Source organism: Paenibacillus sp. MT124, assembly GCF_058792755.1.
The window spans coordinates 163,642-178,702 of the sequence record NZ_CM179500.1 but is presented as its reverse complement, the minus strand read 5'-3'; the positions used below and the strand labels follow the sequence as shown (position 1 = coordinate 178,702).

Annotated in this window: 12 protein-coding genes; 2 read left to right on the top strand and 10 right to left on the bottom strand. The window is 45.9% G+C overall.

Translation table 11 applies throughout. From position 1 onward, the window contains the following. Window position 1 precedes the first annotated feature (1 nt). Window positions 2–604: a response regulator transcription factor gene (locus tag AC3RCI_RS00875; protein WP_492527295.1), complete on the top strand. Its 603-nt coding sequence runs from the start codon at window positions 2–4 to the stop codon at window positions 602–604. 162 nt (window positions 605–766) lie between these two features. On the opposite strand, the gene AC3RCI_RS00870 is transcribed toward AC3RCI_RS00875, so the two are convergent. The 3 genes from AC3RCI_RS00870 to AC3RCI_RS00860 all read right to left on the bottom strand — a co-directional run bounded on the left by AC3RCI_RS00870 (window position 767) and on the right by AC3RCI_RS00860 (window position 4,859). Continuing rightward, complete coding sequence (locus AC3RCI_RS00870; protein ID WP_095362072.1) at window positions 767–1,798, bottom strand: AI-2E family transporter; 1,032 nt, start codon at window positions 1,796–1,798, stop codon at window positions 767–769. A gap of 160 nt (window positions 1,799–1,958) precedes the next feature. Beyond that, the gene (gene trxB, locus AC3RCI_RS00865) at window positions 1,959–2,918 is read right to left on the bottom strand and encodes a thioredoxin-disulfide reductase (RefSeq protein WP_095293000.1); all 960 of its coding nucleotides are present in this window, start codon (window positions 2,916–2,918) and stop codon (window positions 1,959–1,961) included. A 207-nt stretch (window positions 2,919–3,125) separates the two neighbouring features. After that, window positions 3,126–4,859, bottom strand: coding sequence for a tetratricopeptide repeat protein (locus tag AC3RCI_RS00860; protein WP_492527294.1), 1,734 nt, complete (start codon window positions 4,857–4,859; stop codon window positions 3,126–3,128). 525 nt (window positions 4,860–5,384) lie between these two features. On the opposite strand from AC3RCI_RS00860, the gene AC3RCI_RS00855 reads away from it, so the two are divergent. After that, window positions 5,385–5,840, top strand: a complete 456-nt coding sequence (locus AC3RCI_RS00855) for a hypothetical protein (RefSeq protein WP_492527293.1) — start codon at window positions 5,385–5,387, stop codon at window positions 5,838–5,840. A gap of 807 nt (window positions 5,841–6,647) precedes the next feature. On the opposite strand, the gene AC3RCI_RS00850 is transcribed toward AC3RCI_RS00855, so the two are convergent. From AC3RCI_RS00850 to AC3RCI_RS00820, 7 genes are all read right to left on the bottom strand, one after another. Next, entirely contained in the window at window positions 6,648–7,334 is a 687-nt protein-coding gene (locus tag AC3RCI_RS00850; RefSeq protein WP_492527292.1) for a SurA N-terminal domain-containing protein, read from the bottom strand. A 12-nt stretch (window positions 7,335–7,346) separates the two neighbouring features. Then, window positions 7,347–7,868 (bottom strand): hypothetical protein, encoded by a 522-nt coding sequence (locus AC3RCI_RS00845; RefSeq protein ID WP_492527291.1) that lies wholly within the window; start codon window positions 7,866–7,868, stop codon window positions 7,347–7,349. 760 nt (window positions 7,869–8,628) lie between these two features. Next, window positions 8,629–10,371, bottom strand: coding sequence for a hypothetical protein (locus AC3RCI_RS00840; protein ID WP_492527290.1), 1,743 nt, complete (start codon window positions 10,369–10,371; stop codon window positions 8,629–8,631). A gap of 99 nt (window positions 10,372–10,470) precedes the next feature. Further along, a complete protein-coding gene (locus AC3RCI_RS00835; RefSeq protein WP_492527289.1) occupies window positions 10,471–11,430 on the bottom strand; it encodes a sugar phosphate isomerase/epimerase family protein in 960 nt (319 codons plus the stop codon). Window positions 11,431–11,493: 63 nt separating this feature from the next. After that, window positions 11,494–12,366, bottom strand: coding sequence for a carbohydrate ABC transporter permease (locus AC3RCI_RS00830; RefSeq protein ID WP_492527288.1), 873 nt, complete (start codon window positions 12,364–12,366; stop codon window positions 11,494–11,496). Between the two features lie 61 nt (window positions 12,367–12,427). Continuing rightward, window positions 12,428–13,324 (bottom strand): ABC transporter permease, encoded by an 897-nt coding sequence (locus AC3RCI_RS00825; protein ID WP_095292991.1) that lies wholly within the window; start codon window positions 13,322–13,324, stop codon window positions 12,428–12,430. Between the two features lie 118 nt (window positions 13,325–13,442). Beyond that, entirely contained in the window at window positions 13,443–15,047 is a 1,605-nt protein-coding gene (locus AC3RCI_RS00820) for an extracellular solute-binding protein (protein ID WP_154896762.1), read from the bottom strand. Between the last annotated feature and the right edge of the window lie 14 nt (window positions 15,048–15,061).

The window sequence follows — 15,061 nt, the reverse complement described above, 5'->3', positions numbered from 1 at the left end:
AATGATTCGAATCATGATTGCCGAAGACCAGCGCATGCTGCGCGGTGCACTTGCGTCACTGCTTGATCTTGAAGACGACTTAGAAGTCATCGGTGAAGCAGGTAACGGAGAAGAAGCACTTCAGCAGATCTCTTCTCTTAAACCTGACCTATGCTTAATGGATATTGAAATGCCTGTCATGACGGGTCTTGAGGTCGCAGAACGTATACAACAGCTTGGCCTGAACTGCCGCATTATCATCCTTACGACCTTTGCCCGGCCGGGCTTCCTGGAACGAGCCATTCAGGCCGGTGTGCAAGGGTATCTGCTGAAGGACGAGCCAAGTGACCGTTTGGCGGAAGCCATTCGCCGTGTCATGAATGGCGGACGGGAAGTGTCCCCCGAACTGGTCTTTGGCGCAGCCAAGGAAGTTAATCCCTTAACGGAGCGGGAGAAAGAAGTACTTAAACTGGCGGCAACCGGCATGAATGCCAATCATATTGCCACCTCACTCCATCTTTCGTACGGCACCGTGCGTAATTACCTGTCGGATGCCTTTAACAAGCTTGGGGCAAAAAATCGGATAGAAGCGGTCAGTGTAGCTGAGGAGAAAGGCTGGTTGTAAATGAGATTTACGTCATCCAGTGACGCGATCCACGGGCGAACGATATATATAAAGATGTGGCCTCTGGCCCGTGCGCAAAACAAAAACGCATCCCCTTACGGGAGGCGTTTTAACCTTTTTCAACCGTATAATCTTCACTAGTACAAGTCATCGACCCGATCGTTATAGCTTGGTTTCCACACGTACCGGTTCTTCGGTCTTCTCCATTTTGTTGACATCCAGGATATCAAGCAGGAAGACAAAGATCGGAATACCGATAATGAGGCCCCAGATTCCCAGGAAGTGCTGTGACAGAATCAGTACGATAAACGTATAAAACATCGGCAGCTTTGTTTTATGCGCCATCAGTTTTGGATTAAGGAAATACGTTTCCAGCGCATGAATGATGACAATCATGACGATAACGATAATGCTCAGCTGTATTCCGCCCATTTGATAGCCGATCAGACACAGAGGCACCAATGATATAATAACGCCCGCTACCGGTACAAGGCTAAGCAGGAATACGAGAATCGTCAGAGCAAATAGATACGGGAATCCGAGTATCCATAGACCCAGAATGGTCAGAGCCGTATTGAATACGGCGATCATCAGCTGAGCCTCAATCACTTTACCAAAAGACGATACAAATTTGTCCCCAAGATAAGCCACTTCATTGTAGAACCAACCGATCTTGCTCGTTTTGAACTTGGATGTGAACTTGACGATCTCCTGCTTCTGCAGCAGGAAAAACAGACTGAGTATGATGACCAGCAGAATAAACTCGAGCCATTTGCTCAGAGCGAATATATACTTCAATGCATCGTTCGCATAGTTCTTGATGTCGTATGATTGAAGGAAGCTTGCCACTTTGGCTGCCAGATTATCCCCTTCGGCGGTATCGAAGAATGTCATAATCTCATTGGTTAACTGAATGACCTGATTGACAATTCTCGGTGAATATCTGGATATACCCAGCACAATGGCTGCAATTACGATCAGATAGAGCAGTATGACGACGACTTTATAATTAATCGGAAATAGCCGATTTAGTTTCCCCGTAATAAACTGCTGCAACCGATTCATGACATACGTCACTAGAAATAGCAGCAAGATCATGTGCAGCATACTCCCCATGCTGAACAGGACCAAACAAAACAGCAGCAGAATCAAAAAGCGTCTGACTGTTGCATTTTTTAACCACTCTTTAATCATTTCCCCCAAAATCTTCACCTCGCAGCTAATATGCCCATTATGTATACGATCTCATGTCCATTTGGTTTCAAAAAAAGAGAAGCCTCCCGGCTTCTCTCACGTGATGAGACTTCCCGTTGTCTCTTATTATAGTTTATGCAGCGCACTACCTTGGTCATGCTTACTTATCCAGCGTTTCGCTCCAATCGTGGATAATACTGCCTTCAAGGTACTTCTCACAATCCATGGCCGCCATACAGCCTGAGCCCGCAGCCGTGATGGCTTGGCGATATTTCGTATCCTGAACGTCACCGCAGGCGAATACACCCGGAATGTTCGTTTCGGTGGTACCTGGCTTCACCACAACATAACCGTGGTCATCCAGAGCAATCTGATTACCCAGGAAGCCCGTATTAGGCGTGTGGCCAATCGCTACAAATACGCCATCTGCTTCGAGCAGCTCCTCTTGACCTGTCTCATTATTGCGCACCTTCAATCCCTTGACACCCAGTGCCTCAGGTACAACTTCGAGCGGTGTCCGGTTCAGGGCCCATTTCACCTTCTCATTGCTGCGTGCCCGGTCCTGCATGATCTTCGATGCCCGCAATTCGTCCCGGCGGTGAACCAGTGTCACGTCTGTTGCGAAACGGGTCAGGAAGCTGGCTTCCTCCATCGCGGAATCGCCGCCACCCACAACAATGATTTTCTTGCCACGGAAAAAGAATCCGTCACATGTCGCGCACGTACTTACGCCGCGTCCCACATTCTCCTGCTCTCCCGGAATGCCGAGATAGCGGGCAGAAGCACCGGTAGAGATAATAATCGACTCCGCCTCAAGCTCACCAATGCCTCCGACTTTCACCTTGAATGGCGGCTTGCTGAAGTCGACTTCCTCTACCCAGCCATTCTTGAATTCCGCTCCAAAGCGCTCTGCTTGCTTCCGCATGTTATCCATTAATTCCGGCCCCATGATGCCCTGCGGGAATCCAGGAAAGTTTTCAACCTCTGTCGTGGTTGTAAGCTGGCCTCCAGGTTGCAGACCTTCTATGACCAAAGGGTTTAGGTTGGCACGAGCCAGATATATCGCTGCCGTCAAACCTGCAGGCCCGGTTCCGATCACAATCGTTCTGTATTTAGACATATAGATACAGCCTCCTTGATAAGGTTGAGAGTGTGTTGACTGGAAAACTTCTAGAGTGATATGACGAAGCCTATTCGTTAAGTTTACCCGTTTTGCAGGCAATTGTATCCTTCATGAAATTCCGATCTTTCTCAAACTGTCTCCAAGCGCATCATGTTGCTCATCTATACGGCCAACAAGAAAATGGTACATGTAACCCGGAGTATACTACACGGTTGGCGGGATGCTTCCGCACACCCGAACAATCTGCCGTGCGTATTTGCTAACGGTGGAAGCCGATATGCCGTACCGTTCCGCTATACTCTGATAGGTAACGGGACGACTGTGGATTTTGGCCGCGAGATATTCAAGCCCCGCAGCCCAGCCTTCAATTTGCTTGATCCCCGGACCATCCGGATGCACTCTGGAAACATAATCGGTCCAGATCCGCTCCATCTCCTGCTGCAGCTCCGCTTTCGCTTCTGTCATCTGCAGAGCACGCTCCACAACGGCTTGCCAGTGCGAAGTCGTTTCCGACTTGGCGTGCACTACGCTTGATTGCATCTTAGGGAGAAGACGGTCTGTTATCCCGGATACCGGTTGTTGATCATGGTTCTTGCCCTGATTCTGCTCTTTCATTTGGAGTCCGCTCAGCACAGATTCAGCCGCAGCAACCAGATCCTGATCTTCATCAGGCTCTTGTACGAAGGATTGCAGGGCTTGCTGCACCTCATAATCACCGATCATGGCCAAGGCATGAATGACCTGAAGCTTGGTTGCACGATCTCCATGGCGCAGCGCCCAGAAGAACGATGAACGGATGAGCGGATCATTTTTCATCTCTTCCGGTATACCGTTACCATAGTTCTCCCATTGTCTGAATTGCTCGTCAAACGGAAGATGGTAGTGATAGCTGAGCTTCTCGGGCTCACGCTCCCCTTCCCTAACTGCATCAAGGCCAGACAGATAGAACTTGGAAACCTCTGAGCCCGGATCAAGCTTGGACACATGGCGCCATAGCCGCTCTGCAACATCGTAACGCTCCGTATTATATGCTGCCACAGCCGCATAATGAGCAAGCGCCGGATCGGCTGCCGTCTCTTCATCCTTCAAGAGTCGGCGGAAATGGGTATAGGCCGAGTCATGCTGCCCAAGAATCCCCATCGTGGTAGCCAATTTATACACCTGCTCCTTCTGGTAAGGCACGATGACACGTAGTTTTTTGATCAATAATAGCACTTGGTCTGCCCGATTCTCGTTCTGGTGGAAGATCGCGAGATTACACAAGGCATGCAGGTTTCCCGGCTCCTGCTCCAGCACTTCGGCAATCGTCTCTCTCGCCTTGGGGAACAGTCCCATATAGTAATAAGCCAGCGCGAGATTGTTCCGGGCTGCCAAATAGTCAGGGTAGTCGGGTGACATGCCCTCCAGAAGTTCGGCTGCCTGAGCAAATTTCCCCTCTTCCAGCAGCTCTCTTGCCTGATCGTGCTCAACCACACCTTTACGGGATTTGATCCGGTTCAGCTTGGCCGGGCGATCCAGCTCATAATACAGAAGCTCCATCATCTCTTCGGCTTCCGTCATGAACTGCCCCTGTGGGTCCTCCTCCAAATACGTAACAAGTGCCTTCTCCGCTTCCTCAAACCGGTCCATATTCGCATAATTGTTGGCCATATAGAAGTAGCATTCCGTCATGGACGGATCTACCACCTCCAGCACATGCGCCAGAACGGCATTGGAAGCTTCGTAATCTCCCTTCTCAGATAATATACCCGCCATATTGCAATGGTTCACCGGATTTTCCGGTTCATATTCAACAGCTTTACGAAAATATTTTAATGCCTTGTCAACATGATTACGGTCCAGCGAGCGGACAGCTCTCTCGAAAAAGAAAGAAGCATCCAAGTGAATCGGTATAATATTGGCAAGGGGTCCTTCTGCCCGCACTAGCTTGCCCTTCATCTTCCAAGGCACCTCCTCTTTGCTTTCATTCATACTCTCCAGTATACCACATCTGGTGGCGGTCTTCTCAACATGTAGTTTCAAGAGCTTTATGCAATAATTACACATAAAAAAGATGCCATTCCATCCTCCTTGAAGGGTGAAATGGCATCTTTTATCCTTTTACTTCCAACAAACCCTTTATGATGTCAGATCTATGTTATGAGGGTCTATAACTCAATAACAAATCTTATCCTTAGAAAAAACAACCAAACATGAGTATCACACCACAAATACAGTTTAAAAAAATGCTCTGTTACCCTTCTCAAGAGTACTCATGAACACTCTTCACCTGCCACTAGCTGGCTCTCTCTAATTATGGTAAGATGAGCATGTATTTCATGAATATGTAATTTGGTGCTTTTCATTCACACCTCATTTACAATTCATCCAGCACTGACCCTCAGCCACTTTGTGCATCATTAAGCTAACGTATAAAACAACATAGTCTAAAAGCCCAACATTATTATCTTAAGGAGAAGTTGTATGATAATTACAAAAGTGAAACCCCTCCTACTCATCTTAATATGCTTGATTACCTTTACTGGATGTTCAAAAGAGTTAGAAATTAAAGAAAATAAGTTCACTTTAGATGATGTATTAACAGTACTTGAATCACAAAAACTAGATTTAGTGTCCTATGGTATAACTGGGTATCCTTTAAAATTACAAGATGTTATACCTGATGCATACTCAGTAGAGATGCCACAGATAGAAGAACAAAACGACCCTGAATTTATACACTTTTATATCTTTAATTCTGAAAAGGATCGTATAAAAGGGGCAAAAGAATTCAATAAACAAATGGAAAGTGCTGATACAACGTTCCCCGTTCTATATGAGAAAGAAAATGTTCTCATAGTTTACTGGAGTAAAACCAAAGATAATCCTTTGTTAAATGAAAAAATTGAAACTGCAATAGAGCAACTGAAGATACAATAGTGCAAACATATACTGGGCAATGCAAAGCTTTGCATTTTAACAAGGTAGTGGAATCCTTTTCTATTATGAAACTACCTAAAAGGCGCTAAATGACAGGTGCACGAGCATAATCATACTCACAAAACTTTCAGTCCAGACAAATGAATCCCCTTGTGGTATACAGATAAGGCTGACTCTTTCTGTTTATTTTGAGGGGATTTTATATGGGCAGTATTAACAGACACTTTCACCGGAATTGAAAAGCATAGTTTTTCTGATGTCACGAACAAGACTTTCCGATATAAGCAAGCCGCGAATAAGTTGGTTGTTCTAAATACCTCTATAAGACGCTAGCTCAAATTCTAGATATTAGAGACCTTCAGGGAAACCGAGGCATACCACGTCTCCCACATGAGGAACAAATCCGCAAAATGATATGGTTTTATGATAAATAAGGCCCACATCTTATCTGATAATTTCTATATAGCGAGATCCCTCGAACCTTCCGAATTTTGCTACCGTTGTTTGGATAATACCTGCAAGGAGTTTCTTCGGGCATTTAAAATCAGAATATCTATACCTTCAATCATTTGATTTAAAAGAAACGCTTATCATCAATTTCAAGAAAAATCACGAAGGTACCACGAAAACTAAACAACCTTAGTCCTATGAAATACAGAACTAAGGCTGCTTAGTGACTTCAGTTTTAATACTGTCTACTTGACAAGGCAAGTTCAGAGTACTAACACCAGTTCGCAATCTAACTTTCTTCAATGTTCACTAAATAATTTGACCTGTTATTGGGCAATGACGTTTATTTCATAGTGACTACTTGATAGCAGCATAATTTATTTCAAGTTTATCTTGGGAAGCGTTTAAAAGCCCTGTTTGATATTCATTAAATTCAGCAATATTGTTAAGCGTTCCCTCTTTTACTAATTGATCATAAAGTTTACCAATTAAAATAGCTTTTTCATAGCCATATCTTGTTTCTTCGCTATTCCAAAACTCATCTTCAGTTAAACCTGTTATTCTAATTCGATTCGACATAAGTTCTTTTACTAAATAATTCTCTGGATCTAGATTTGGATCGTTTAAAGCGGCTTTTTCAACTGCAATAGCATCAGTAATCTCTTGAGCTGTTGCTTCAAGTCCTAGGTTCTTAGCATTTTGTACTGTCAGTTCTGATTTAATAAGTTCATTAATAATATCATCATCACTTTGGGAAGCTTGCTTCATTAGATTATTATTGTTTTGAAGACTACTGATTAACTCAGAACTCTTCTTGTAAAAAACAAATCTATCCCTTGTGATTTCGATTCCATCTCCCACAACCAACGGAGTTTCAGCTGTTAAATTACGATTTAATTTTCCTTCCTCAAGACTTAATTGAATCTCATCAAATCCTTCTTTAATTTGTTCTTTTGGAATAGCTGACTGAGAATATATAACTGAACCTGTCAATAGTAAAGCAGCAAATACACCCATCATAATTGATATATACTTTTTTTTCAAAAGTAGCACCTCCTAATGTGATATTTTAAATGAATCGGAAACACTTCCACCACCGGTACACTTACCAATATTTGGTGTTGCAACACCGTAATTTTCGACGTTCACCGAAAATGGGGAATCAGTAGTATATGACCATCCATTAGATTTGTAGCCTAGTATAGCTGTTCCGGGTGAAACTACATAGCTCCCTTGAATAGGTAGACTAATTGTTTGAGAACCAAAATTAGTTGACTTTCTTATTGCCAATGTTGTTGAACATCCAGTTAGACCGTAGCTACTTGGAGAAGATACACTTGCATTTGATTCTGAATAAGTATACAACTTCGAACCTGACTGAACCGTGGATGAGTATGTTAATGACGAAGATACTGTGACAAGCACAGTAAATGAAAGCCCTCCATCTAATCCCCATTGAATAATATTTTTAGATGTGGAACTAGTATCAACGGCAGCACTCGCAGTTGAATAAAAAGGGACCATTAGTAAAGCAAGACACAAGGGGACAACTATCAACAACTTTTTTATTTTTTCCAAAGAAATACCTCCAATTTTTATATTTTCCCAGCAAGTCAGCCCCTCCAAAAAGCCTAAATTTGGGAATATATACTATATTAACGCTTACAAAACATAAAAGTTTCAAAAAAATACAGAATAATGGTTTTATTATGAAAATAAGTAAAAACCTCTTAGTAACACATCCCACATAAAAATTACCAATTTAAAAAATTTTGTATATCCAGATTGAACATGGCTTGCTTAGGTAAATTGTCCTCATTCAGATCTTTTTCTCTAAATAGTATCCCCCTCACCTCCTACCAGCCGATGATGTATATAACTTTTCGTCTCAAATGTTCAGTTATTCTCTCTTCTATTAGCAGTCTAAGTATCACTATGGCTATTCTTCTAACAGGCCAGTTAGCCAGCTCTCATAACATTTCCCGAAATCATTATAAAAAAAATTATGCCGAGCTCCAGGGCTCGGCATATAGTGAGTTATGACTTGAACTGAAGCTTTGTTTTAATTCTCTGAATAGCCTCTTTCTGCACAGACTCGTTTTCTACTGTCAAATCTTTCACGTTATGAATCGATTGGGGTCTTAGGGTTAACGCTCTCAATGAACGCTATACGATATATTTCGAATACATATCATCCAAATGCCCCTTTAACGTACATATAGCTCACTCCTTGACGTTCAATTTGAATAAGCTGCTGGTTAACGCCCTTTTTCAAATATATTTAACCTTATACATTAATCATACGTACCAGAAAAAGATCCGATAGTTTAAAACTTCATCACACCATCAATGACGATAGGGAGATATGGATCGTCTTCCTGTACGGTGTCATGAAGTTGACCAGCACAACCTTGCACCTGTCTGGTAACCTCGCCTCGCGTACGGTAGCTGCCAGATGGCCCATCTCGCCTCCGGCCAGCTCGACCCAGTCCTCTCCACAGGAATAGCGAAGCGTTCCGCCCTTCCACAGATAGTGACCTCCATCCGTCTCCAGCAGTTCGCCGGAAGACAGCTCTCCCTCATCTCCGAATACGAAGGACAACTGCATCATGATCTCCTCTGGCTCGGTGCCTGACAGTTCCAGCTTCCACCCCTTCTCTGTCTGTACAACCTCCGCCTGCGTACGGAATGTCTGTTCATGGGTAAGTTCTCGGTTCTGATGAGGTAACACATACCATGGGCTAGTGGAAGTTTTCACAGTCTCGGGCAGCTGATCTGCAGGAATAGGAGCATAATAGCCTTTCTTCTGCTCACCCCTCAGACGATATCCTGCGGGCAATCGGTCCATCTTCTGCATTGGCACATAGCCGGGATTGAAGTAGGAGGCCAGTTGCACGGCCAGCAGACGCACCGAGCCATGACGAAGAGCGAAAAAGGACGGCACTTCCGTCATTATGGTTATGCTTGTCGCATGATCCCTTATACGGGCAACAGGCGCACCAAAGTCCGTATGCATCCGGCTATGAGAAATATGCCCATAATGTCCTGCTGACGCCATTTGTTGTAAATAACCCTCACGCGCAAAGTGTTCATTCAACATGATCTCATACTGCTTAGGCAGTTCGTCTTCCACCTCATATATCTCCTGCAGCTCCGGCTCCAGCAATAACCGAATGAGCGAATTGACCGAACAGACGCCAGGGTCTGTTAGTGAATCGCCTGCCCATTTCGCCATGTTGGCCAAGAGCGGATCATGGTCCATCCGGGCAAGAATGGCATATGGCAGGTAATAAGGGGACAAGTCATGCATACTGCCCAGATCCTGACGACCCGAGTAATCCGTAACAATCTCACCTGTCGGATGTACCAGGTACACCATCATGCGCAGATTAAGTCTGACGGGCTCAAGCAGTTCAGGACGATTCAACAAGCGAGCCGCATGGATTAGCATCATGTCGCTAACTGCGTTATAGATTCCGTTGCTGCGTTCTGTCCACTCCCCATCTGGAGTTATATCCATTCCTTCAGCGAGCCACTGCTCTGCACGCTTCACTGCCTCTTCCAGATCAAACAGCTGATGCAGGAAACCAAGAGCCGCGCATAGCACCCAGCGATGGTTCGGCGTATGGCAACCTCCTGTAAGCATGACGGGTACAGTTCGTTCCAAAAACAATCGCATGTTTTCCAGCACAGGCTGGAGCTTCTCCCATTCCTGCTGTTGAAGCAGCTGGTACAACTGAGCATACCCCACAATGACAAATGCTGTGTCTGGCGGTGAATGATAGTTGGTCCATCCCGGAGATATGGAGCCGTCTTCATGCTGGTTACGGAGCACAAACTCCGTTGCCAGTAGAAGGCGATGTAACAGCTCTTCATTCCGATAATAGATTGAATCGGGGTTAGCAAGCGCTGCCCCCCAGTAACACATATCCGTAGGGGTTCCGGTCGTATGATTAACCCAGGCGATACCTGTGTAGGGATCGATTGTTCCACCGTAGTATCGGCTATTTGGATCAAGCACCTGCCGGGACAAGCCTCTCTCCACTGCCTTGTCATTGCTATCCACCAGTTGCTTGTACATGTGCCATTCCCTCCAAACTGAGTATTTGCTCGTGGCTGGGCTGGATTGCCAAAGAAACAGCCGCAGCGCAATCATCCAGCGCGCGGTCTGTTTCCAACATCATCGTCCCTCCCTTGCCGTATCCATCTTCTTCATAAGCAGTTCGTGACTCTCGTGAATTTCATCCGGTGTACAAGCTGATTTCAGTTCATAGACCTTGACCCTTGCCCGGCGGATCATCGGGAGGTATGCATCATAGAAAAGCATATCTTGACTGTGCACATAAGGGCACCAGTGGTCCGAAAGGCCAAGCGTCTCATGAATATGAACGCCTACGATATCATCCATCAGCCCTTGCATCTCACCCACGCTGTCGTAGAGCCCCAGGCGATCCATCATGATGGCATGCCCGGTATCATACCAGATGCCAACCGGAGCCCCTTGTAGAGCCTCAATAATTGTCTTGGCTTCTGCCAGCGTAGGAATCTGCTGTGGTCTGGAGCGGGTTTCGATGCCGAACCGGACATGGAGGCCTTTGGCTGCTGCCTGATTGCAGACTTCATCCAGGCTACGAATGATCTGTTGGACGTAACCTGTGCTCAGTGCCTGCCGCCGTTCAACAAATTCCTCCCATTTGCTGCGATACTTAGGTGAATCCTTCCCCTCGTCGTGATACAGCTGTGCAAGCTCCTTGCTGACACTCTCCGGGATAGGTACCTCTCCCGGGTGTACAACAACAGCCTCAGCACCGTAACGATGGGCATATTCTGCGGAACCGACAAGCAGCTGGATGGCTTTTTGACGCTTCGTTTCGTCCTCGAATCCGAGCAATACCGAGTCTGTACCATAATCCGGGTCCGGCACATGAGGAAACGTATTATGCACACTGGAAATGCCAATCTCTCCGCCCTCAATCATAGGCTCAATGGACGTCAGCATTTCCTTCGTCACATTGTAGTTAAGCTCCACACGGCGGAAGCCCAGCTCGCGAATCTCCTCGATCATGGCCTCGCCCACTTGATGACGCTTGATGTTCCAACATGTTGAGAATGAATACTCACCCTTGTCATTTTGCTGCATATAAGCTCACTCTTCCTTTCTCTGTTGCAACCTTTTCCCACATATAATGGGTATGGCTTCAAATCAACCTTTTACAGCCCCAAGCATGGCACCACTAACGAAATATTTCTGCAGCCAAGGATAGACAAGCAGGATGGGAACGGTAGCGAATATAACGGTGGCAGCCTTCAGACTTTCCGGCGTGAGCGGTGCGCGGTTTGCACCCTCCATCTGTGTCAGTTCACTCACCATATTGTTCTGTACCATTTGGAACAGCTTGAGCTGCAGCGGATACAGCTGTGGATCGTTAATGTACATCAGGGAATCCTGGAATCCGTTCCAGCGTCCCACCGCATAGAAGAGAGACAGGGTTGCCATTACTGGCAGCGAGAGTGGAAGAATAATTTTCAACAACGTATGAAGATGTGAGCTTCCATCGATCTCAGCCGACTCCTCCAGACTTTCCGGGATGCCATTGAAGAAGGAGATCAGGATAATCAGGTTAAATGGACTGACCAAGCCAGGCAATATCAATGCCCAGACCGAATTCAGCAAATGCAGATCACGAATCAGCAAGTATTCCGGAATGATCCCGCCACTGAAGAACATCGTAATGATGATGACGTACATGAAGAGCTTGCGGCCCTTCATTTTTTTCTTGGTCAACGGGTACGCTGCAGCAACAGTAAACAGCATGCATAATACCGTAGTCGCAATCGTCAAAAGCGCAGTGTAACCAAGTGAATAGAGCATGGAATGGTCAGAGAAGACCTGGACGTATGCATCCCAATTAAACTCCTTCGGAAACAGCGTCACTTCTCCTGATGTTATCGCTCGGTTGGAGCTAAACGATATGGCAATCGTGTGCAGAAAAGGAGCCAGGCAGAACACGACAAACAGGGTTACAAAGGAGATATTAACGATATCAAAAATCCGATTTGAGGTGCGGTCACTCATAAGCGCACAACTCCTTTACTGATGGTCTACAGAATAACAGGCTCGCGTACGTTCTTTTCCTTTACAAAATCCCTTCACCAGTTACCTTTTTCGAAATGTAGTTGGAGCCCAGCACGAAAATAAGACCCACGACGGCCTGGAACAGTCCGACTACGGTTGCCAGTGTATACTGCCCGGATTCCAAACCCATCCGGTATACGAAGGTGCTTAGAACATCTGAATATTCACGCACCGCTGTGTTCCCGATAATGTAAGGACGATCGAACCCAATCGTGACCATGTGCCCCAGATTCAGAATAAGCAGGGTTACAATGGTCGGCTTGATGCTCGGCAATGTAATATGCCAGATCTTTTTGAGACGTGTTGCGCCATCGATCTCAGCCGCTTCAAACAACTCCTTGTTCACACCCGTCAGTGCAGCCAGATACAGGATGGTTCCCCACCCGGCACTTTGCCAGACGCCCGTAAACAGGTAGGTTACAAGCCACGGATTCTTCTCCGTTAGAAATGGGATGGGGTTCAGCCCCATACTCTCGAGCACACCGTTTACCATACCTGATTGGTTGCCAAACAGCTGGTATACAATCCCCCCGATAATCACCCATGAAATGAAGTGAGGGATATACAGGATGGTCTGCGACAGTTTTTTGAACCATTTAAACCGAATTTCATAGAGCATGATTGCCAAGATAATTGGAGCAGGGAAAGATACAATCAGATCCAGAAAGTTGAGCATAAAGGTATTTCGCAGCGTGGTGTAGAAGTCCCGCATCCCAAATACCTCGCGGAAGGCATCAAAGCCAATCCATTCGCTGCCGCCAATACCCTGAAACAGGTTAAAATCCTTAAATGCGATCTGTACGCCATACATTGGTCCGTAACGGAAAATCACGAAGTAAATAAGGGGCAGGGAAATCAACGCGTATAATTGCCAATACCTCTTCAAGTAGGGGGTCATGTCTGTCTCCTCCAATCCGTGAAGATAAACTGTGCCGCCTCAGGTGACGGCACAGGTCACTTCAAAGTTTATCCGCTCTCTCCAGTAAGCTCTGTACCACTTGCGAGGATCATTTTTCTTATTTGGCAGCAAGCTCCTGAACAGCCTGTTCAAGTTCTTTCTTCAGTGCTTCGCCGCCGAGTGACATGTAATCATTCATTTCCCGTTCGTATACCGCTTCGAATTCTTCCGGTTTCGCCATTGCTGTTTTGACGATAATGACATTGAGCTTATCTTTGAGCGCTGTGCCGTACTTCATTTCTGCCTCGATCGGTTTATCGAAGATAATAGGTCCTACCGTGTCCGTATTGGCAATATCAATGGACTGCTTCAACATTTCCTGATTGTTCTGAGGGAATCCCATGACCCAAGCTTTTTCATTCATGGCCTGGTCACCCACATTTTTGCCGTTCGAAATGATGGCCATATCCCCTGCATTGAAAAGACGATCCTTGGCTTCCTGCGTAGCATCCTCTTTGACAACGGGAAGTCCATCAACCAGTTCATAGTTCTCACCTTCAACCCCATTGAGGATATCCGACAGGTTATTGTCTGAAGCCATCCAGTCCAAATATTTAATGGCTTCCACAGCGCGTTTGCTGCTTTTAGGAATCATAATGTACATACCGTTGGAGCCGTAACGAGACTTAATATGTTTGTTGTCTACATTCGCATTGGTATAAGCATCGACTGGAACCAGGTTGCTTCCCTCTACATTTTTGCGCAGATTGTCCAGTGTTCCATCCGCGTAGAAGATGGCATCCACATCTTCAGACCAGTAGCCGATGTTACCGTTCTGCACGTCCTTGGCCAGTTGGGTTTTATCTTCATCCAGACTGAAGTCTTTGCTGATTAAGCCCTCGTTGTACAGCTTGTTCATGAACTTCATGGCATCCTTGAAACCCTCATGCAGTGGCAGCTCAAAACGCTGAGCGTATGTCAGATCACCACTAACCGGCTTGATAAAGGAATAGATCAATGTTTCAAATTGAGCTGGAGCCAGCGCCATTCCCATTGGAATGTTTTTGCTGCCAAGCTGACCAGGGTCCTTCTCTTTAAACGCCTTCAAAGTGGTGTACAGCTCATCGGTCGTTGATGGCAATGGCAATCCCAGTTTATCCAGCCAGTCCTGACGAATGTACGAGCTGTACCGCCCTGTAATTGCACGTTTACCCGGTATAGCGAACTGCTGGCCTTCCAGCTGTCCAAACTTTAATGTATCCTCGCCCAGGAACTTCTTCAGGTTCGGTCCATACTGATCCAGCAGTTCACCGACATCGGTCAACCCGCCCTGCTGGGCATAGCGGTAAAACACACTTGAGTCATATACAAAAACAATATCGGGAACATCGGTATTGCTGGCCATGAGAACATTCAGCTTTGTCACTTCTTCCGAGCGCTGAATTGGTACGAATTGAACATCAATGTTATTCGGGTCACCGAATTTTTCCTGCACCAGCTTTGATAAGTAGTTGTTCGTAATGGTGTAAGGTGAAGGACTGTTACCGCGATCAAACACTTCCACTTTCAAGGTGACACGCTCGCCATTACCTGACGCATTGCCATCTGCTCCGCCTTGTTCTGATGCGGATGAACAGCCAGCTAGCAAGGAAACACCCATTACCATCGTAAGCGCAAGTCCTACCCATTTCTTTAGACTCCCTTTGGTTGCTTTTCCTGTCATTTGTGTCATCTCCT